Origin of the sequence: Pallidibacillus thermolactis (assembly GCF_025660415.1) — a bacterium.
Lineage (GTDB): Bacteria > Bacillota > Bacilli > Bacillales > Caldibacillaceae > Pallidibacillus > Pallidibacillus thermolactis.
Genome location: NZ_JAOUSE010000047.1, coordinates 1 through 18,784 on the forward strand (window position 1 = coordinate 1; position 18,784 = coordinate 18,784).

At 36.0% G+C, this 18,784-nt stretch carries 21 protein-coding genes and 1 riboswitch; of the genes, 6 read left to right on the top strand and 15 right to left on the bottom strand.

The genetic code is table 11. The annotated features are described in order from the left end of the window. Nucleotides 1-158 precede the first annotated feature (158 nt). From ehuA to rpiA, 8 genes are all read right to left on the bottom strand, one after another. Nucleotides 159-998: an ectoine/hydroxyectoine ABC transporter ATP-binding protein EhuA gene (ehuA, locus tag OEV82_RS12680; RefSeq protein WP_377701761.1), complete on the bottom strand. Its 840-nt coding sequence runs from the start codon at nt 996-998 to the stop codon at nt 159-161. A gap of 14 nt (nt 999-1,012) precedes the next feature. Beyond that, a complete protein-coding gene (gene ehuD, locus OEV82_RS12685; RefSeq protein WP_263062104.1) occupies nt 1,013-1,678 on the bottom strand; it encodes an ectoine/hydroxyectoine ABC transporter permease subunit EhuD in 666 nt (221 codons plus the stop codon). Further along, nucleotides 1,675-2,331, bottom strand: coding sequence for an ectoine/hydroxyectoine ABC transporter permease subunit EhuC (ehuC, locus tag OEV82_RS12690; RefSeq protein ID WP_263062105.1), 657 nt, complete (start codon nt 2,329-2,331; stop codon nt 1,675-1,677). The genes ehuD and ehuC overlap by 4 nt, the downstream gene beginning before the upstream one ends. A 74-nt stretch (nt 2,332-2,405) precedes the next feature. Then, nucleotides 2,406-3,242, bottom strand: a complete 837-nt coding sequence (gene ehuB, locus OEV82_RS12695) for an ectoine/hydroxyectoine ABC transporter substrate-binding protein EhuB (protein WP_173662663.1) — start codon at nt 3,240-3,242, stop codon at nt 2,406-2,408. Between the two features lie 280 nt (nt 3,243-3,522). After that, nucleotides 3,523-3,642 (bottom strand): DUF4023 family protein, encoded by a 120-nt coding sequence (locus OEV82_RS12700; protein ID WP_173662658.1) that lies wholly within the window; start codon nt 3,640-3,642, stop codon nt 3,523-3,525. Between the two features lie 468 nt (nt 3,643-4,110). Beyond that, nucleotides 4,111-4,389 (bottom strand): DUF6509 family protein, encoded by a 279-nt coding sequence (locus tag OEV82_RS12705; RefSeq protein WP_173662657.1) that lies wholly within the window; start codon nt 4,387-4,389, stop codon nt 4,111-4,113. Nucleotides 4,390-4,573: 184 nt separating this feature from the next. Beyond that, nucleotides 4,574-4,960, bottom strand: coding sequence for a hypothetical protein (locus tag OEV82_RS12710; RefSeq protein ID WP_263062107.1), 387 nt, complete (start codon nt 4,958-4,960; stop codon nt 4,574-4,576). Nucleotides 4,961-5,042: 82 nt separating this feature from the next. Next, nucleotides 5,043-5,732, bottom strand: coding sequence for a ribose-5-phosphate isomerase RpiA (gene rpiA / locus OEV82_RS12715; RefSeq protein WP_317634319.1), 690 nt, complete (start codon nt 5,730-5,732; stop codon nt 5,043-5,045). A gap of 188 nt (nt 5,733-5,920) precedes the next feature. Here rpiA and OEV82_RS12720 point away from each other — a divergent pair, with 188 nt between their 5' ends. Beyond that, a complete protein-coding gene (locus OEV82_RS12720; protein ID WP_173662655.1) occupies nt 5,921-6,658 on the top strand; it encodes a sulfite exporter TauE/SafE family protein in 738 nt (245 codons plus the stop codon). A gap of 30 nt (nt 6,659-6,688) precedes the next feature. Here the strand turns inward: OEV82_RS12720 and OEV82_RS12725 are convergent, their stop codons facing one another. The 4 genes from OEV82_RS12725 to proB form a co-directional block, all read right to left on the bottom strand. After that, the gene (locus OEV82_RS12725) at nt 6,689-7,600 is read right to left on the bottom strand and encodes a DUF4349 domain-containing protein (protein ID WP_173662654.1); all 912 of its coding nucleotides are present in this window, start codon (nt 7,598-7,600) and stop codon (nt 6,689-6,691) included. A gap of 139 nt (nt 7,601-7,739) precedes the next feature. After that, nucleotides 7,740-7,934: a hypothetical protein gene (locus OEV82_RS12730; RefSeq protein ID WP_173662653.1), complete on the bottom strand. Its 195-nt coding sequence runs from the start codon at nt 7,932-7,934 to the stop codon at nt 7,740-7,742. A 145-nt stretch (nt 7,935-8,079) separates the two neighbouring features. Next, nucleotides 8,080-9,330, bottom strand: a complete 1,251-nt coding sequence (locus OEV82_RS12735) for a glutamate-5-semialdehyde dehydrogenase (RefSeq protein ID WP_173662652.1) — start codon at nt 9,328-9,330, stop codon at nt 8,080-8,082. Between the two features lie 13 nt (nt 9,331-9,343). Next, nucleotides 9,344-10,447, bottom strand: a complete 1,104-nt coding sequence (gene proB / locus OEV82_RS12740) for a glutamate 5-kinase (RefSeq protein ID WP_263062108.1) — start codon at nt 10,445-10,447, stop codon at nt 9,344-9,346. A 522-nt stretch (nt 10,448-10,969) separates the two neighbouring features. Here proB and OEV82_RS12745 point away from each other — a divergent pair. The 4 genes from OEV82_RS12745 to OEV82_RS12760 all read left to right on the top strand — a co-directional run bounded on the left by OEV82_RS12745 (nt 10,970) and on the right by OEV82_RS12760 (nt 15,550). Then, a complete protein-coding gene (locus OEV82_RS12745; RefSeq protein WP_263062109.1) occupies nt 10,970-11,734 on the top strand; it encodes a TatD family hydrolase in 765 nt (254 codons plus the stop codon). 112 nt (nt 11,735-11,846) lie between these two features. Next, nucleotides 11,847-11,959, top strand: a riboswitch (SAM riboswitch). Nucleotides 11,960-12,104: 145 nt separating this feature from the next. Further along, nucleotides 12,105-12,554 carry an OsmC family protein gene (locus tag OEV82_RS12750; protein WP_161921452.1) on the top strand — a complete coding sequence of 150 codons (450 nt, stop codon included), beginning with the start codon at nt 12,105-12,107 and terminating at the stop codon, nt 12,552-12,554. Nucleotides 12,555-12,617: 63 nt separating this feature from the next. Continuing rightward, on the top strand, nt 12,618-13,991 hold the full coding sequence (locus tag OEV82_RS12755; protein WP_263062110.1) for an LLM class flavin-dependent oxidoreductase: 1,374 nt from the start codon (nt 12,618-12,620) through the stop codon (nt 13,989-13,991). Between the two features lie 59 nt (nt 13,992-14,050). Then, nucleotides 14,051-15,550 carry a sodium:solute symporter family protein gene (locus OEV82_RS12760; RefSeq protein ID WP_173662648.1) on the top strand — a complete coding sequence of 500 codons (1,500 nt, stop codon included), beginning with the start codon at nt 14,051-14,053 and terminating at the stop codon, nt 15,548-15,550. 216 nt (nt 15,551-15,766) lie between these two features. Here OEV82_RS12760 and OEV82_RS12765 read toward each other — a convergent pair whose 3' ends face one another. The 3 genes from OEV82_RS12765 to OEV82_RS12775 form a co-directional block, all read right to left on the bottom strand. Continuing rightward, nucleotides 15,767-16,147 carry a RidA family protein gene (locus OEV82_RS12765; protein ID WP_173662647.1) on the bottom strand — a complete coding sequence of 127 codons (381 nt, stop codon included), beginning with the start codon at nt 16,145-16,147 and terminating at the stop codon, nt 15,767-15,769. A 63-nt stretch (nt 16,148-16,210) separates the two neighbouring features. Further along, the gene (locus OEV82_RS12770) at nt 16,211-16,597 is read right to left on the bottom strand and encodes a DUF6508 domain-containing protein (protein ID WP_173662646.1); all 387 of its coding nucleotides are present in this window, start codon (nt 16,595-16,597) and stop codon (nt 16,211-16,213) included. 174 nt (nt 16,598-16,771) lie between these two features. Further along, nucleotides 16,772-17,524 (bottom strand): alpha/beta hydrolase, encoded by a 753-nt coding sequence (locus OEV82_RS12775; RefSeq protein WP_263062111.1) that lies wholly within the window; start codon nt 17,522-17,524, stop codon nt 16,772-16,774. Nucleotides 17,525-17,714: 190 nt separating this feature from the next. Between OEV82_RS12775 and OEV82_RS12780 the strand changes: the two genes are divergently transcribed. After that, nucleotides 17,715-18,512, top strand: coding sequence for an HAD family hydrolase (locus tag OEV82_RS12780; protein ID WP_173662644.1), 798 nt, complete (start codon nt 17,715-17,717; stop codon nt 18,510-18,512). The last annotated feature ends 272 nt before the right edge of the window (nt 18,513-18,784 follow it).

Consider the following 18,784-nt stretch of genomic DNA (forward strand, 5'->3'; position numbering starts at 1 on the left):
GGACATGGAAAAGACCATGTCCAGCCTAAATAAGATAAGAATCTTAGAAAATGATGAGCAAAAAAAGACAAATCCCAACTCAAATGAAGCATTTGAGTTGGGGTTTGTCGACAGTCTGAAACTTCCTATTCTTGAATAGGAAGTTTCATAATAGACTATTATTCACTTAAACGAATTTGCTGCTCATGCCGTAAAAATCGGCTTAAAAACGTTTGTAGTCGTTTACTTTGTGGGTTTTCAAAAATTTCTTTCGGCGTACCTTCTTCTTCAATTTTTCCGTCGTGTAAAAAAACAACTCGATCCGCGATTTCTTTTGCAAAATCCATTTCATGAGTGACAAGAATCATTGCCATATCCGTCTCAATGGCTAGCTCACGAATAACTTCAAGTACCTCACCAACTAGCTCAGGGTCAAGGGCTGACGTTACTTCATCAAATAACATGACTTTCGGTTGCATCACCACAGCCCGGGCAATAGCCACTCTCTGCTTTTGTCCGCCTGATAATTGTTCGGGGTACTTATCCAAGTGATCTTTTAATCCGACCTTTGATAACATTTCAATGGCACGTTCTTTTGCCTCTTCCTTTGTTAATCCGAGGACACGAACTGGGGCTTCCATCACATTTCGTAAAATGGTCATATGGGGGAATAGATTAAAATGTTGGAAAACCATGCCGATATTGGTACGCATTTTTCGCAAATGTTTCTCATCAGCTTCTACTAATCTCCCCTTTTTATTAACCATATGCCATAAATACTCATCTTCAAATTTAATAAATCCGGAAGTCGGTTTTTCTAATGTCATTAACATCCGAATAATCGTCGTTTTTCCAGATCCACTCGGTCCGATCAAAGCTACTTTTTCGCCTTTATTAATATTTAAATTTAAATTCTTCAACACTTTAACATCGCCATATGACTTGGAAACATCTTCATAACGTACTAATGTTTCTGCCGTTTCTTGAACTGGATTTACAATATATAAATCACGTTCCATAACCCCCATAAATTTCACCCTCTAACTTTTTTCATATTTAAACGCTTTTCCAAATAATGAATCAACATCGCCGACGGATAACTTAATAGTAAAAATAACAATCCGACAATCGTATATGCTTCAAGATATCGGAAATATTCTGCCCCGACTAATTTTGCCTCCTGTAAAAATTCATGAACACCAATCGCCATTAACAATGGGGTTTCCTTAAACAGCACGATTAAGTAGTTGCCCATCATAGGGAGGACAGGAGGAATCGCTTGTGGCAAAATGACTCGAAACCAGGTTTGAGCTTTTGAAAAGTTCATTGCCTTAGCTGCTTCCCATTGTCCCATTGGCACAGCATCAATTCCCGAACGATAAACCTCCGCTAAATAGGTACTGTAATGAATCCCTAGTGTTAAAATGCCTGCTGTATATTTATCAAGCGATATACCGATCGTAGGTAAAGCAAAATAGAAAAAAAACAATTGAATTAACGGCGGCGTACTACGAACAAACTCAATAAAACCATTCGTTACATATGTGAGCATTTTATATTTTGTACGTCTTAAAAAGGTTAAGATTAAACCGAATATGGCCGCTACGAAATAAGCTCCCAACGTTACCGCAAGGACGAGCCAAATTGCACTGGCAATAATAGGAAATATCTCGATGGCGAACCCCCAATTCCATGTCATATTCTCGCCACTCCTTTCGATACATTTTTCTCAAATTTTCGTACAAGCCATACGAAAGGAAGCGCGATAAGAAAATATACAAAAAGTAAGACAAGAAATACAGGCATTGTGTAACTTAAATTCACGTTTTGTAACATCAATCCGTGATAGGTTAAATCGTTTAAAGTAATGAGTGATACTAAGGACGTACCTTTAATGAGTTCAATAATATTATTACCAAAACCAGGAAGCATGATCCGAAGGGCTTGCGGAAGAATCACAATTCGCATTCGTTGCCAGTATGTCATATTTAAAGCGATCGCAGCTTCCGTCTGTCCTTTTGAAATGGCAAGAATGGAACCTCTAACGACTTCGGAGGCATAGGCACCGTAATTTAATCCTAAAGCGATAATAGCGGCAAATAACGGGGTAAACTGGATACCAAAGGCTGGCAAAGCAAAAAACAACCAAAACAGTTGGACGAGTAATGATGTACCTCGAAATAACTCAACATAAATAGTTGTAATAAAACGAATGATTTTAAAACGTGATAATCTTCCAAATCCTGCAACAAAAGCAACTATAATGGCTAAAATGGCTGAGAGAATTAGCACTTGTAACGTTACTTTTAGTCCAGGTAAAATTCGTACTAATATGTCTGCATATACATCCATGTTCTAAAATTCACCTTCATTCTATTAATCTTCGAAGTGAGAAAAGGCACAATAAATGTGCCTATGAAAGATGATTATTCTTCACATAATTCTGCCGTTGTCACACCATGTGGAATTTCATTTTCTGTGAAACCAAATTCACTAATGATCTCAAGTAATTCACCGGATTCTTTCATCTTTTGCAACTCTTCATTATAAGCTTCCCGGATTTCATCATCACCGATACGGAAAGCGGCTGCACCATAACCACGGATGGACTCTCCATCGATCACTGGTTGTTCAAAGTCTTCCACAACTTCAATTTTATCTGCATCTGCCGTTTTTAATGCATTTTCTAATGTTGGTCCTGTCATCGTTGTTACATCGGCACGTCCATTTTCTACTGCTGCGATGCTGGAAGGGATATCCTGTACAATTTCCATTTGACTATCTTTTACGCCAACTGCTTTTAAATACTCAATTTCAATGGCACCATTCATGACAGCCACCTTAATATCTTCGTTATTTGCAATGTCTTCGTAGCTATGTATATTTTTCGGATTACCCTTTTGTACGGCTAGTGATTCACCGATTGTATAGTCTGGTTCGGCAAAATCAACGGATAAACAACGATCTGGTGTAATATACATCCCCGCTGTAATGACATCGAAACTACCATTTTGTAAACCTGGAATTAAAGAATCAAACTTGACTAACTTTCCTTCCATTTCCTCAATACCAAGTCTTTTAAAAATCGCCCTTGCGACTTCTACGGATTCACCGGTCAAATTCCCATTTTCATCAAGATAAGCGTAAGGAACCTCACCGGAAAATCCTACAACGATTTTTCCTTCCGCCCTTGCTTTTTCCAATGTTGATTGATCGCTGTTGTTTGCTGTAAAAGAACAGCCAGACATGATGAGTACAAACATTAGAAAAAGTATGAGCCATTTTCGTTTCACAAAAACAACCTCCAATAACGTTCTGTATTTTTCCAAATAATCGGAAAGCACTATGTTTTTAAGTATAACGAATTAAAAATTGTCGAACAAATCGGATTATTCCATCTTATCTAATCTCCTCCCATTTCAATTAAGTTTAGTCGTGCTGAATGGACATATTCTCTAAATCCCTTTCATATCCTCAGAAAAACTTCCTATAATTGCCTTACATCCTACTAATAAAAAAATCGCCCCCCTTTGGGCGATCTGTTCAATGTTTATGATTCGGTAATTTTTTTGCCGGTGCATCGTCACCTTGTTTCTGTTTATTTTTTATATCTTTCCGTTGTTTTTCTTCTAAATCATGCACAAATTGTGACGTATCCTTCAAAAGTTACCCCCCTTTCCTCCAACTTTTAATAATTTAACCTTGTTAGAAAAATTCATGTATGCGCAATCATCCTTTTATAAACATTTGACCTGATGTTTCAGACATTTAGAAGGGAATTTGACAGCTTTCGTGTTTATCCATATCTTGTTAAAAGTCGAAAAAGCCACCATGAATAGTGAATCCAATCTAACTGCCATTTCCATTATTCTCATTTTTATTGTTTAAAAAAACACGATACACTGCTACAGATCTTCTCCGATATAATACTGCCGAACAACAAGGGACAGAGTTCCCCAGATCATGATAATACCAAGTCCTAGCCAATACTCTTCGCTAAAATCCTTGTCCCATAAATCATACTTCCGGAGACCATCAACAAGAATAGTGGTCACAACTGTTTTTCAAAAATTACTATATTAAAATTAAAACACCATCCGAAATATGGGATGGTTTCCGTTCATTTTCTTCTTAATAATGTTCTTTACAAAACTGTAAAATCTCTTCTAACTCATCTTCTTCCAAAGCAAAGTCCAAATATTTATCCGTTCCCCTTTCATACAGTTGATATTGGGCTACACGGGTTTGGTCTTCTTCGACTGCTAAAATTAATTTTATATAAATTCCGTTTTCCGAATATAACTCATCTTCTTTATCCACTTCAACATCGAGAATAAATTCATAACGATCCCCTTTTAAAATACCAGTGGGATCCAAGAGCTTTTCTACACTATATTCAGTGATCTTCATATAAAACCTTCCTTTATTCATTTTTCCAAACTTAATTATGCCTATGTTTATTCGTAAAAACAAGTCTATGTTTCAAAATACCTGTTAAATGAAGCATACTTTTTTATATTGGCAATAATATAAACGTCATGATGAAAAACCATAAAAAGAAGTTGACCGTAATACTACAGTCAACTTCTTTTTATTAATAACCGTTTGCACGATTCATTCGTTTGAACAATTTAACGACAAACCATACAATGATTAAAATTGCTCCAACATTAATAAGGAATCCAAGGAGTGAACCAAAAATCCCCCATTGGGCGAGTAAACTACCGAATAATAATCCAGCTAATCCTCCTGCAATTAATCCTCTCATAAACCCGCCTGTACGTGGTTTTGTCGTTGTCTGTCTGTTATATGTAGAATTCGTTTGTTTCTTTTGAAAATTAGTTATTCCACTTTTTGGAGTTCCACCACGTTTAAAAGATTTTGCTTCAACGGTCGTTGGTTGTTCATGCACGAATAAAGCTCCAACAGGAGTGGAAAAAATTAAAAAAGCTGCTAAGAAAACTGAAATCATTCTTTTCATAAAAATCCCCTTTTTGATTTTTATTTTCAATATAAATTGTACTATTTTTTTAAGGGATTGTATATTAACTCACATTAAATGATCAGTCATTTGCAAATTTCTTTATTATCTCGGTTTCATTCCCCTTACCTACAATGACCATATCTGCCAAATCAATAAATAAGCCCGTATCGACTACACCGGTAAGCATTTTTATTCTCTGATGTAACAAGGAAGCATCATTTATTTTTTTAAAATAACAATCTAAAATATAATTGTTATTATCTGAAATAAAAGTTTTATTTCCAACTTGACGTAATTTGACTTCACAACCGAATGCAGCAATATTGTTCGCCGTTCCTTGCCAACCGAATGGAGTTACCTCTACAGGTAGAAAATGGTTTCCTAATTGTTTACTACATTTACTTTGATCGACCACTATGATAAATTGATTCGCAAATTCAGCAATTATTTTCTCACGTACAAGGGCTCCCCCTCCCCCTTTAATCGCATTTAATTTTTCGTCCACTTCATCTGCTCCGTCGATAGCAACATGAATGTTATCAATTTCTTGAAAAGAAACAATCGGAATGCCAAGGCTTCTTGCCAACTGTTCCGTATTTTTAGAAGTGGGTATACCTTTTACATTTAACCCTTTTGACACTAGCTCTCCTAATTTTTGAATAAACCAATAGACAGTTGAACCTGTTCCGAGACCGATTGTCATTCCATCTTCTATAAATTCAACCGCTTTTTCACCGGCTATCTTTTTTTCTAAATGAATATCGTACAATATTTTGCTCCTTTCTAAGTGATAAATCAATTATTTGGTAGTATTTGCTTTTGTCAGTCATTTTATTTTTTCTCGAAAAACAAACTTAGTTCTTTTTATAAGTTTAACTAATGTTTATATATAAAATAAATAAAATTTACTTATAACAAAACTTCCATATACTATTCATTGAAGGGAGTGATCATTAAATGGAATATGGAATATTATTTCTCACTGGCATTTTTGCGACAACAGTAGGAACATTGGCGGGGAGTGGTGGATTTATCAATTTTCCCATTATGATCTTACTCGGTATCCCGGTTCATTCTGCAATCGCTGCAAACAAAGTCTCAAATACCATTAGTTCTTTTTCTAGTTTTTTTTACTTAATTAAAAATAAAAAAATTTCATTGAAAGAATGTTATTGGATTTTCCCAACAAGTATTTCTGGCGGAATTTGTGGGGGATTGATTGCCAATTTTTTACCAGCATCGACTATGCTAACTGTAGCACTTACACTATTAGTTTTCGCTTTCATCACCTCATTTTTCAATAAAGAGACCTTTACTGGAAATCAATCTTTAAAACCGAAAAAATCTAGTCTTTCAGGTCTTTTTAGTATTGGGATGTATGATGGACTATTCGGACCAGGTCAAGGAACACTAATGATGCATTTACTCAATTACTTAAAGATATCCTATGTCCGTGCAGTCGGCTATGCACGGTTAGCCACTTTTTCTAGCTGTTTCGGCGCCGCCATTACGTACATTTCGACTGGAAAAGTTATTTGGTCATACACAGTCTGTCTGCTTCTCGGTTCATTAACAGGGGCTCAAATTGGCGTTCGTATTGCTGAAAAAATAAGTCCGAAACTGGTGAAGCCGATTTTACAAATTGTGACGGTTTTTCTTATTATTCAAATCGTCATTAGTGAACTTTTTCATTAAAAATGTGCATTTGACAACTAGGTCGCACTCTCATTCCTTTTTCCTTTGTTTCAAGTACTTATAAAGTATGACAGTAATAAATAGTGTTATACTTATCACGATGATAATAGGAAGACCACCGATAAAAAAAACGGTCATGGTTGATACTAATTGCATTAAAATTTTAACACTTTTCATGAACATTTCTTTCGATTTCTCCCAAGTATTAACCGTGCCAACTCCTTGGTCCGTTAATTTGGTATTGTTTTCGGTAAGGTGAATGGTAATGGTCGCAAATTCGATCCGATTTTCTAAATAATTCATACGACCAAGGATCGTTTCAATTTCTTCTTGGACCATTGCCAAGTCTTTCGTTACAGCCAACAAATCCTCGGTTGTTTCCGCCTGTTCCATCAATGTCATGAGCCTGCTTTCAACAGCACGTTTAGATTTCAATCGTGAATTTAAATCCACATATTCCTCGGTTACATCATCACCAGAAATCGACTTATTCTTTACTTTGTAACTATCTTTTTCAATAAAGGAAATGAAAGCCTGAAAATGTTGTTGAGGAATACGAACGGTTATATCCCCAAAAATTGAATTATTTTCACCATACATTGTAGACGTCACGATGTATCCATTCCAATCCTTTACCTTTTTTGCAATATTATCGAGTGATTGATGGTAATCGTTCACTTCTACTTGTAAAGTTGCAGAATAAGTTACTTTCCGCCCCATGTCATCCAATTTTGTTCCTTCCATTGTCTTCTTATTTTCCAAGTAACTTTGTTCCGGTTCAACAGCCAAGTCTTGTTCTACTTGACGACTTTCTTCTGCTGAACTGGCATGATCATACATTTTTTGTGAATGTGCATCACTTCCTTTTTCATCTAAAGTACTGCAAGCGGTTAACAGAAAAACGATGAAAAAACAAAATACAATATGAGCAACCTTTTTCAACTAGACACCCCATTTGAATGTTTATCAATATGACGGTAAATAATCAAAAAGGTTGCATCGTTTCTTAAACAAAAAAGAGACAACTTATCGCTGTTTTACAATGATAAAAAATGTTTCATCTATGAATTGAAATAAATGATTAATTGTAATAGATGATTGCTAGTACAACAGCTAGTACAAAAAGAAGTAACGCAAAATAAATCCAAAAAAGCCGCTTCATATTTTTTCCTTTTTCAGCATAGTAATTATCGTCGCTTGGATCTTTAGCAACTTGCATAGTGCCGATAAATGCAATCATAATAAACAAAACACATACAACAAATATAAGTAACAACAAAGTCCCTCACTTTCTTTCATTGTCCTTTTTGTATCTATTCTATAGATAAAGTTTTTTTCCTCCTTTATGGCAAACTTTATATATTCTATGAAATGACATAAAATAAAAACTACCACAATAAGTGGTAGTCAACTCGAAAGAATTACTGACGGACATGCCCCGTTCCTTTTATGAAAAATTTACTCGATGTTAATGCTGGTAAGCCCATTGGACCTCTTGCATGTAGTTTTTGCGTTGAAATTCCAATTTCAGCTCCATAACCGAATTCAAATCCGTCCGTAAATCGTGTTGACGCATTATGATAAACTGCCGCCGCATCAACATTTTGTAAGAAAGTATTCGCATTCTTCTCATTTTCCGTAATGATCGCTTCAGAATGATTTGTTCCGTAAGTATTAATATGTTCTATTGCTTCTTCCATATTGTTTACAAGTTTTACACTTAGATCTAAAGATAAATACTCCGTTGCCCAATCTTCTTCAGTAGCAAGGACAGCATCAGAATAAGCTGCTTTTACTTGTTCATCGCCATGGATCGTCACTTGATGTTGTGCTAATTTATCTAAAAGTTGTCTACCAAAATTATGAAACCAATTTTCATGAATTAATAAAGATTCAACAGCATTACAAACAGACGGGCGTTGTAATTTTGCATTTAGTACGACTTCTTCGACCATGGATGGTTTTGCTGATTCATCGATATAAATATGACAATTTCCAGCCCCAGTTTCAATAACCGGTACACTTGCTTCACGGACCACCGTTTGAATTAAGTTTTTACCTCCGCGTGGAATGAGTACATCTAAATATTCATTTAATTGGAATAATGCTTTTGCCGTTTCTCTTGAAGTATCTTCAATTAATTGAACAGCATTTACAGGGACTCTACTATTTTCTAATGCCGTATGAATTGACTTTACAAGCGCAATGTTCGATGATTTAGCTGAAGAACTTCCTCGCAAAATAATCGCGTTACCCGTTTTTAAAGCAAGGGTGGCCGCATCGATTGTTACATTCGGCCTTGCTTCATAAATCATGCCGATTACACCGATTGGAACTCGTCTTTTTTCAATATATAGACCGTTTTCTTTCGTGATCGTTTCTAACACATCGCCAATGGGATCTTGTAATTCTATTACTTGACGAATTCCTTCTACCATTGCCTTAATTCGGTCGGAATTTAACATAATTCGATCAAGCACCGCTTCAGATAACCCATTTTTCCGACCGGCTTCTAAGTCAACTTGATTGGCTTGTAAAATTTCTCCTTCATCTTCCAATAATTGTTTCGCAATCCTTTCTAAAGCCACATTTTTATCTTCTGTTCGTAAACTTGGCATTTTATAACTTGCCCTTTTTGCCAATCTCCCTTTTTCCAGTACTTCATTCGCCATTTGAATCTCCTCCCTAACGTTTTAATTGAACCCAATTATCGCGATGGATGACTTCTATTGCTGGTTCCTGAAATTCTGGCCCCTTTTCCTTTCGCTCCTCAATATGAGCACTTAACTCTTCTGATGAACAACTTACTTGTCCTTTACCGATAAGGCCATTTACCCCCATTACTTCAACAACGTCACCTTTTTGAAAAGCACCTCGAACTTTGAAAATACCGGGTGATAATAAACTTTTACCATGGTATAAAATCGCCTCAACGGCTCCTTGGTCAATATAAAGATGACCGGTTGATTCGGAATGAAGAGCAATCCATTGCCTTTTTGTGTTTATTGAAGTTTGACTTCGATTAACAATATAGGTCCCATCACCTTTTCCTTCCAATACATCCAATAATTTATTTCTTCCAAAACCTGTACCAATAAAGACGGAAACACCTAAGTATAGAGCTGTTTGAGCTGCAAGCAACTTCGACCTCATCCCACCGGTCCCTACTTTCGAACCATTTTCATCAGCATGTTGGAACAAGTCTTCAGTTATTTCTTCAAGAAAATAAAACTTTTTTGCCTTTGGATTTGTTCTCGGATTGCCATCGTAAAGTCCATTGATATCCGTTAAAATGATGAGCCGATCAGCATGAATAAACCCACTTACAAGACTTGATAACATATCGTTGTCACCAAAGGTGAGCTCATCGACCGACACCGTATCATTCTCATTGATAATCGGTAAAATCCCTCGGTCAAGCAATTCCGATATCGTTGCAAACGCATTTTGATATCGTTTACGGTTCGAAAAGTCAGAGCGGGTAAGCAAGATTTGTGCAGCTGTAATGTTATAAGCTTGGAATTTTTCCATATATGTTTGAATAAGCAACCCTTGCCCTACACTTGCAGCTGCTTGTTTTCCTTTTAATGTAACAGGACGTGCCGGGTATCCTAAACTTTTAAACCCTGCGGCCACTGCACCCGATGACACGAGAATAACTTCATGATTCTCTTTACGAAGGGCAGCAATAGCTTCAACATGATCGTTTAACTTTGCATAGTCAATTTCCCCTTTTTGATTGGTTAGTGAACTACTTCCTATTTTTACAACAATTCGTTCCTTAGACATATGAAATCCCTCATCTTGTTTTTATCTTAAGTTAACAATCTATTTAATATTAAATAAAAAAGCCCTCTCATCCTGCATTGACAGGACGAAAGAGCTTATCTTCCGCGGTACCACCTTCATTGGGTGATCAAACACCCCACCTCAAATCTTTAACGCAGATTAACGCCCATGTTTGCATGGGACTCGGAAGGTAGGTTCTGCAAGTTGACTATGACGGAATCTTTCAGCCTCCGGATTCCGCTCTCTGCCATAGCAAGCACTGCATACTAGTCCTTCGTTAACGTTCGAATATTATTGAATATATTATGGGACGAAAAATATAAGTTGTCAATATTATCTTATTGATTTTTTCGACAAATCCGTGAGTGGTATCAAGTTTACATAATAACAACGGACAATAAGTTCATTATCCAATTTCTGAATCGTTTCTTGGAAACTTCTTCTTCGGAATAATAAACGTAGACTTTAATGATGAAACAAAGGTATGATAAATTAGAAATTTTAAATATGTAGGTGATGTAATTGCAACCAATAATCGATGTTCACATTCATTTCGATCAATACACATTAAAAGAACAACAAGGAATAATGAAAGAAATGGAACACTATCAAATTCATAGCTTAATATCGGTATCAACGAATCTTTCTTCTGCTGTTGAAAATTTAGCATTATATCAAAAAGATGAAAGGATCAAACTCGCCTTTGGTTATCATCCAGAACAACCCTTGCCAACCGATGAAGAACTGGCAGATTTGATTCAATTCATGGATAAAAATCATCAAGCTATGGTTGCCATCGGAGAAGTCGGACTCCCTTATTATACAAATGTAAAAAGTCTTGAAGGCTATCTTGCATTATTGGAGGAATTTTTTAAACTAGCTGTAAAATGGAATAAACCTGTTGCACTTCATGCGATTTACGAAGATGCTCCAATCGTTATAAATTTATTGGAAAAATACTCCATCCAAAAAGCCCATTTTCACTGGTTTAAAGGGGATACCAAAACCATTCAACAAATGGTTGAAAATGGTTATTTTATATCTTTTACTCCCGATTTAGCTTACGAACACGAAATCCAAAAAATCGCAGCCACATATCCCCTATCATTAACGATGGTTGAAACCGATGGACCTTGGCCCTTTGAAGGACCATTTCAAGGACAAAAGACCCATCCAAAAATGATACATGAAACCATCCGTTATTTAGCAAAAATCAAATCGACACACGTTGATGAAGTCTACAGACAGTTATACAACAACACCATCCTTTTTTATTCGATTTTTTAGTACTTTAGCACCGTAATAAATTTTTCAAAAAATTTGTGTTGACTTTTTGTAATGAACTATTTAGAATAAACATAAAATTTAACCAGTTAAAAGTTAATATTTTTACAATCTACTCTTATACAGAGAGGTGGAGGGACTGGCCCTGTGAAGCCTCGGCAACCATTGGAAAGATCCAAACGGTGCCAATTCCAGCAGGTTTGAAATGACAAACCTGAAATATAAGAGGGATTGTGATATATGAAAATATTCTTTTCGTACATCACATGACCTCTTATTTTAAGAGGTCATTTTATTTTGGAGGTGATGTACAAAAATCTATGAACTTAAACTTTCTTTTTTTAATTAAAAAATATTTAGAGGTGATTGGAAAATGGCGATTGAAAAATTTAATGTAAAGGCTACATGGAAGGAAAAATTATTAATTGAAACGGAAGCAAGAGGTCACAAAGTCATTGTTGATGAACCAGTTTCATTAGGTGGTACTGATCAAGGATCAAACCCTGTTGAACTTGTTCTTTCTGCTCTTGGTGCATGCCAGGCAATTGTTATCCAAACTTATGCGAAACAATTTGGGATCAACATTGAGGATCTTAAAATTGAATTGGAAGGTGAACTTGATACGGACGGTTTTTTAAATAAATCCGATGTCCGACCTGGATATTCTCATATTGAATCAAAATTTGTGATTTCAACAGATGCTCCAAAAGAAAAATTAGAAACATTTATTCAGTTTGTGGAAAACCATTGCCCTGTAGGTGATACGATTAAAAATCCTGTTCATTTAACTTCAAAAATTGTCGTTGAAAAACCTGTTAAATAAAAAAACAATCTAATACCAAGTAATCAGATATGGCTACTTAATTTTAAAAATGGAAAGGGTGTCATGATGGGTAAACAAATACATTTAAATGGATTCGTTCAAAATTCTCCGTCCCCACATTCAACTGGACTATGGAAACATGAAAAAAATCATAGCCGCTATCATAACCGGTTGTCTTACTGGGTTGATGTTGCTCAAACATTAGAAAAAGGGAAATTTGACGCTGTTTTTATTGCCGATGTTTTAGGAACATATAGCGTGTATCAAAACAGCTATAAACCTGCTGTAAAAAATGCAGTCCAAATTCCAGCACATGATCCTTTACTACCGATTTCAGCGATGGCACTAGCCACAAAACATATTGGGTTTGCTGTGACGATTTCAACGACCTATGCACAACCTTATGCATTAGCACGTCAACTCTCAACATTGGATCATTTAACGGAGGGAAGAATTGGTTGGAATATCGTTACCTCTTATTTAGAAAGTGAAGCAATTAATCTTGGCCTTAAAAGTCGACTACCCCATGACCTTCGTTATGAAAGAGCAGATGAATTTTTAGACGTGGTCTATAAACTATGGGAACATAGTTGGGAAGATGATGCTGTCACACTTGATATCGCACAAGATGCGTTTGCAGATCCAGACAAAGTTCATGAAATAAACCATGAAGGGGCATTTTTCTCCGTGCCTGGACCGCACATTGTAGAACCTTCGCCACAGCGTACGCCGGTTTTATTTCAAGCTGGTGCTTCACCTAAGGGGAAACGATTTGCAGCAAAACATGCAGAAGCTGTATTTACAAAGCATCATTCACTCGATGCATTAAAAATATACTCAAATGATATTCGTACACTAGCTAAGGAATACGGTAGAAATCCAGATGATATAAAAATATTCCCGCTCGTTTTACCGATTGTTGGTTCTACAGAAGAAGAAGCAATTGCAAAATATGAAGAATTGAAAAGCCATGTTAGTTACGAAGGTACACTTGCATTATTATCCGGTCATACCGGCATTGACTTTTCAACTTACAATCCAGATGACTATATTGTAGATATGGAAACGCAAGCGATGCAGGGAAACCTTGATCTTTACGGAAAAGATCCGAATAAAAAATGGACTTTACGAGAAGCTGTATTAAATCATGGACTAGGAAACGGAACAGTTAAATTTATAGGTACACCTGAGCAAATTGCCGATAAGCTTGAACAGTGGGCAACAGAAGGTGATGTCGATGGCTTCAACATTGCTTTTGCCTATTCACCAGGTACATTCAGAGAATTTGTCGATTATGTCGTTCCTGAATTACAAAAACGAGGAATATATCGTAAAGAATACGAAGCTGGAACATTACGAGAAAATTTATTTGGAAAAGGTCATGTATACTTACCTGACAACCATCATGCAAAAAAATTGAGTCTCGCTGTCAAGTAAATGCCCACTCGACAAGTAGGTCAAAAATCGGTTAAATTTTGCGTAAACGGAGGGTGTCCATGAACGTATTAGAATTATATATATGGATAGGTATGACGATCTTTGTCTTGATTATGATTCTATTAGGTTACCTTGGTGGTCGAGGTACAAAAAATATTGATGATTTTGCGATTGGCGGCGGTCAACTCGGCCCAGTCCTTTTAGGGCTGGGATTTGCTGCCACATATCTAAGTGCCGCTGTATTTTTAGGTTATCCAGGTTGGTCTTATGAATGGGGCTATGCCAATCTATGGCTGATGTTAGCGATATTTGGTGGAGGGCCGATCGGCGCTCTATTAGTAGCAAAAAGGGTGCGAAAGATAAACACAAAGCAAAAATCTTTATCTTTACCAGATTGGTTAGGCGATTACTATAATAGTGACATTTTAAGAGTAGGTACAGCACTTCTCCTTTTGTTTAATATTTTTTATATCGCTGCTCAGTTTGTTGCTGGAGCAAGAGTGTTTGAGTTCACAATGGGGTTATCTTATCATACAGCGCTTACTTTAATTGCTGCCATTGTCATAGTTTACGTCTTCATTGGCGGAACGCTTGCTGACTTATATACAGATGCTGTTCAAATTATAATGATGACACTGGCTGGGATCATCATTTTTATATCAGGTATAGTTCACTTTTGGGAAGGAAGTATTACGAATACTTTTGAGGTGATTACGGAAAATCTAAACGCCCAAAATCCAAATTTAGTTGGCATTTTCAATCCGGAATCACCCTATTTTGATTCCATTTCTGCCGTAATTGGAGCAATCCTAATTCAAGCAGCCTTTGCTGCAACTGCCCCACAGTTATTTAATAAAGTATTAGGATTAAAAAATGAAAAAGACATCGGCAAAATGATACTCGTATATGTATTAGTGATGTTCTGTTGCGTTGTCACTTTATTTGGTGGGATATATAGTCGCGCAGCCTTTGGTGATAACATCGAGGTTAGTGATATGGCATTAATTGAATACATTATTCAATTTTTCCCTACGATTATCGCTGCTTTTATGTTAATTGTCATCTTAGCTGCTGCCCTTTCAACAACAGATGGCTTATTTGTATCCATTTCGACTGTATTTGCCAATGATATTTTTCTAAAAGTATTCGTACGACGAAACATTATTAAGATCAATGACAAAAAAGCACAGCAAATTGCAATCCGAATAAGTAGACTTGCAGTATTAGCTATTGGAATTGTGTCTTATCTCATCGTATTAAATCCGCCGAAATACATGGGAGATCTCTTATGGATTGGTGTATCGGGGATTGCTGCAGGAACGGTCGGACCGGTTCTTTACGCCATCTTCGGTAAGAAGAAGCCTTCCCCACGGGCTGCGGAATTATCGATGATCATTGGTCTTGCATCTTATTTCATTCTCTATTTTGGAAAAATAGAAAAAAGTACAATGGCGGCTGGAGCTTGGGCGACATTAATCGGCATTACCGTCATGTTTATTCTCGCAAAATATTTCAAACAACCACAACTAGAAATACCTTCTCAAAAAGATGCCATTTAATTTTATTTAGAATGGAGAATTGCATATGTTTGTAAATCCTATGCTAACCATTTGTATTTATGGAATAAGCTTTTTTATATTAACCATATTGTTCTCACTATGGAAATGGTATTTTAAACAATAGTATCGCTCAACAAAGACAATGTGGAAATAATAATAGAATGATATCGAATTAAACAGGACAGTTGGCCCACATTACCTACTGTCCTGTTCATTTTAAGCTCTTGCAGCGATAACTTCAATTTCGATTAAAACATCTTTCGGTAAACGGCTAACCTCAATCGTTGAACGAGCCGGGCGATGATCACCTAAATGTTTTGCATACTCTTCATTTACAGTTGCAAATTGTTCCATATCTGCTAAGAAGATCGTTGTTTTTACAACATTATTTAATGTTAATCCTTCACTTTCTAAAATAGCAGAAATATTTTTCATGACTTGATTAGTTTGTGCAACAATATCCTTTTCCACCACTTCATTCGTTTCTGGGTTCACAGGAATTTGTCCAGATAAAAACAAGAAGTTTCCTACTTCAACCCCTTGTGAATATGGTCCTATCGCTTTTGGAGCTTGATTTGTTTCGATTTTTTTAAACATGATGTAGTCTCCTTTCACTATTTCAATATGTATTATATATAGATATTATATAAATTATCGATTTTATTTTACAATGTCTTCTAGACGTTGTAATATAGCTAAAAATACACCTTCATCAATAGCGCTTGCCCAGACGCCATCAGAATACTTTTCTCCCCTTACATAAAAGGTTAAAATCGATTTTAAAAGTTCTAAATCCGCAGTTGGTATTAAATCAGCCGGTGCATCAATTTTTGATTTATATTTTTCGAGATGATCAAAATATTGGGGATCAAGCATATCCGCCTCATATAAATCATTTATAAATTGTTGTACACCGTCATCATATTGAATAAAACCGAGTTGAACAACACCTGATCTCGACTCACCTGGCTTATTCCATTTAAAAAATTCATTTTGTTCGTTACTGAAATAATCTATAAATGTTTGAATTTGAGCTTTCGAAAGCATCATTGTTCCCCCATCCGGATGTACAAGTAAACGTTTTAATTTTATTATACCTTTTTATTGTCACAGTTTAAATAATGAAAATGGTATTTATTGTATGTTTAAATTTTGAAAAAATAAACCAGCCCATCAACAGGAAATATGGACTGATTCGGAAGGTAAACGATTTCAAATGGTTTATACACGGTTGGAAATAAACCGGCTACATTCTTTCGCAATTAAATCTTTATCATTATCTAACGTCGCCACGTGATAGCTATTTTTCAAAAACACAATCGACTTGTCTTCCGTAGAAATCGAGTGATAGATTTGTTTCGAATTTTCAGGTGGTACCACATGGTCAACGATTGAAGATATGATTAACGTTGGAACTGTAACTTTGTACAAATTTCCTCGCACTTGGTCCATTAACGTGATTAAATCACCTAATGACTTAACTGGAGTTTTTGAATAGGCAAGTTCAGCTACCCCAGCCATTTTTATATCTGAGCCGATCCCTTCTATAAAACGGGTCCCACTGTTTTTCATATTTTCATAAGTTGCCTTTAAATTAGGAATGTCAACCGCTGCATTTATAGGAATAATGCCCGCAATATCAACATACTTCTGAGCTAGATATAAGCTTAAAGTTCCTCCCATTGATAGTCCGATGATAAAAATTTTCGAACAAGTTTGTTGCAAACGTTCTAAACCTTTTTCCACATCACTTATCCAGTCTTTATATGTTGCTTGTTCCATATCTTCCGGTTCTGTCCCATGCCCGGTTAAACGCGGCCCGTAAACGGTGAAACCGGCCTTTGCGATTTGAGTACCTAAATAGCGCATACTTTGAGTTGAACCTGTAAAGCCATGACTAACTAATATGCCAATTTCATTTCCAGGAAAGTAAAATTCCTCAGCTTCTGGATGAACTTTATATACTTTTTCCAAGTTCGACCACCTTCCAGAATTTTTAGATTTTTTAAATTTTATCATAAGTACCATTGATTGCAAAGGAAAAAGTCTCTCAACAAACCTATGTTTTTTTCTTTTCTTTGCTCAATTTTTAATTTGTTATTTTTCTTAACCGTTAATTTTTGATATAGTAACGATAGAATAGACTAGAAAGGAAAGATTTAAAGTGAAATGTTTTTCAATTGATTTAGACGGAACGTTGTTAAATTCCAATCAAGAAATTTCACAAGAAAATTACAAGACACTGAAATATTTAAAAGAGCAAGGTCATGGAGTAATCATCAATACGGGAAGAGCCGTAGAAGATGTTATAAAATATGAGGAAATAAAACAATTAAAGCTACCGATTATCAGTATTAATGGTACTGTTCTATATTCCGATTCCGGTGAAGTGTTATATGAAGCATCTTTGCCAGTAGACGTTTATAAACAACTTCTTCCAATCTTACAAGAAATCGGCTTATGGGTTATGGTCTATACGAATCAAGGTGGTTTTCCATTCCGCAATCCTGAGATCCAAGATAAAAGCGATGATGAAAAAGAAGCATTTTTTAGAAACTATAACTACGATCAAATTTTAGAAAAAGATGGCATCAAAATTTACAAATTAATGGCCGTCGCAAGAAAAGATAAGCTTGAATTAGTCGACAAAGCTAAACGAGCAGTAGCAGAAAAAATCGATGTCTCCTATGCTTCCTCCCATCCAAGTAATGTCGAGTTTACTTCAGTGGAAGCGAATAAAGGTACAGCATTGATACGATATCAAAACATAATGAATTTACAATTTGATGAAATATATGCCTTTGGTGATGGTGGCAACGATGTCGAACAGTTTAAAGTGGCGACAACCGCCGTTGCAATGGCGAATGCACCAGATGATGTAAAAAAATACGCTCACCTCACTACAAAAACAAATGATGAGCATGGTTTTACATATGCCGTAAAAGAATTATTGAAAATCTAATTTAAGAGTAAACGTATAGTCCCCCCTCCCTCCTTTCCTTGGGGGCTTTTTTCGTACCCATACTTTCATCGATAAAGCTATGATCACACATTTTGCGTTGCTCTCGCCTACTTTCTGTTTTCATCACTCTGATGAACGCACTTTTTGCTTTGCTCTCCTCATATTTCTGTTTTCATCACTCTGATGAACGCACTTTTTGCGTTGCTCTCCTCATATTTCTGTTTTCATCACTCTGATGAACACACTTTTTGCGCTTCGATCCCCATTTTTCT

Bases quoted from the DNA above. Each gene is read 5' to 3' on its own strand.
- ehuA (WP_377701761.1), bottom strand. From the start codon at position 998: ATGGAACGTGATTTATATATTGTAAATCCAGTTCAAGAAACGGCAGAA.
- ehuD (WP_263062104.1), bottom strand. From the start codon at position 1,678: ATGACATGGAATTGGGGGTTCGCCATCGAGATATTTCCTATTATTGCC.
- ehuC (WP_263062105.1), bottom strand. From the start codon at position 2,331: ATGGATGTATATGCAGACATATTAGTACGAATTTTACCTGGACTAAAA.
- ehuB (WP_173662663.1), bottom strand. From the start codon at position 3,242: ATGTTTGTACTCATCATGTCTGGCTGTTCTTTTACAGCAAACAACAGC.
- OEV82_RS12705 (WP_173662657.1), bottom strand. From the start codon at position 4,389: ATGAAGATCACTGAATATAGTGTAGAAAAGCTCTTGGATCCCACTGGT.
- OEV82_RS12710 (WP_263062107.1), bottom strand. From the start codon at position 4,960: ATGAAAAGAATGATTTCAGTTTTCTTAGCAGCTTTTTTAATTTTTTCC.
- OEV82_RS12720 (WP_173662655.1), top strand. From the start codon at position 5,921: ATGGAATATGGAATATTATTTCTCACTGGCATTTTTGCGACAACAGTA.
- OEV82_RS12735 (WP_173662652.1), bottom strand. From the start codon at position 9,330: ATGGCGAATGAAGTACTGGAAAAAGGGAGATTGGCAAAAAGGGCAAGT.
- proB (WP_263062108.1), bottom strand. From the start codon at position 10,447: ATGTCTAAGGAACGAATTGTTGTAAAAATAGGAAGTAGTTCACTAACC.
- OEV82_RS12750 (WP_161921452.1), top strand. From the start codon at position 12,105: ATGGCGATTGAAAAATTTAATGTAAAGGCTACATGGAAGGAAAAATTA.
- OEV82_RS12755 (WP_263062110.1), top strand. From the start codon at position 12,618: ATGATGGGTAAACAAATACATTTAAATGGATTCGTTCAAAATTCTCCG.
- OEV82_RS12760 (WP_173662648.1), top strand. From the start codon at position 14,051: ATGAACGTATTAGAATTATATATATGGATAGGTATGACGATCTTTGTC.
- OEV82_RS12765 (WP_173662647.1), bottom strand. From the start codon at position 16,147: ATGTTTAAAAAAATCGAAACAAATCAAGCTCCAAAAGCGATAGGACCA.
- OEV82_RS12770 (WP_173662646.1), bottom strand. From the start codon at position 16,597: ATGCTTTCGAAAGCTCAAATTCAAACATTTATAGATTATTTCAGTAAC.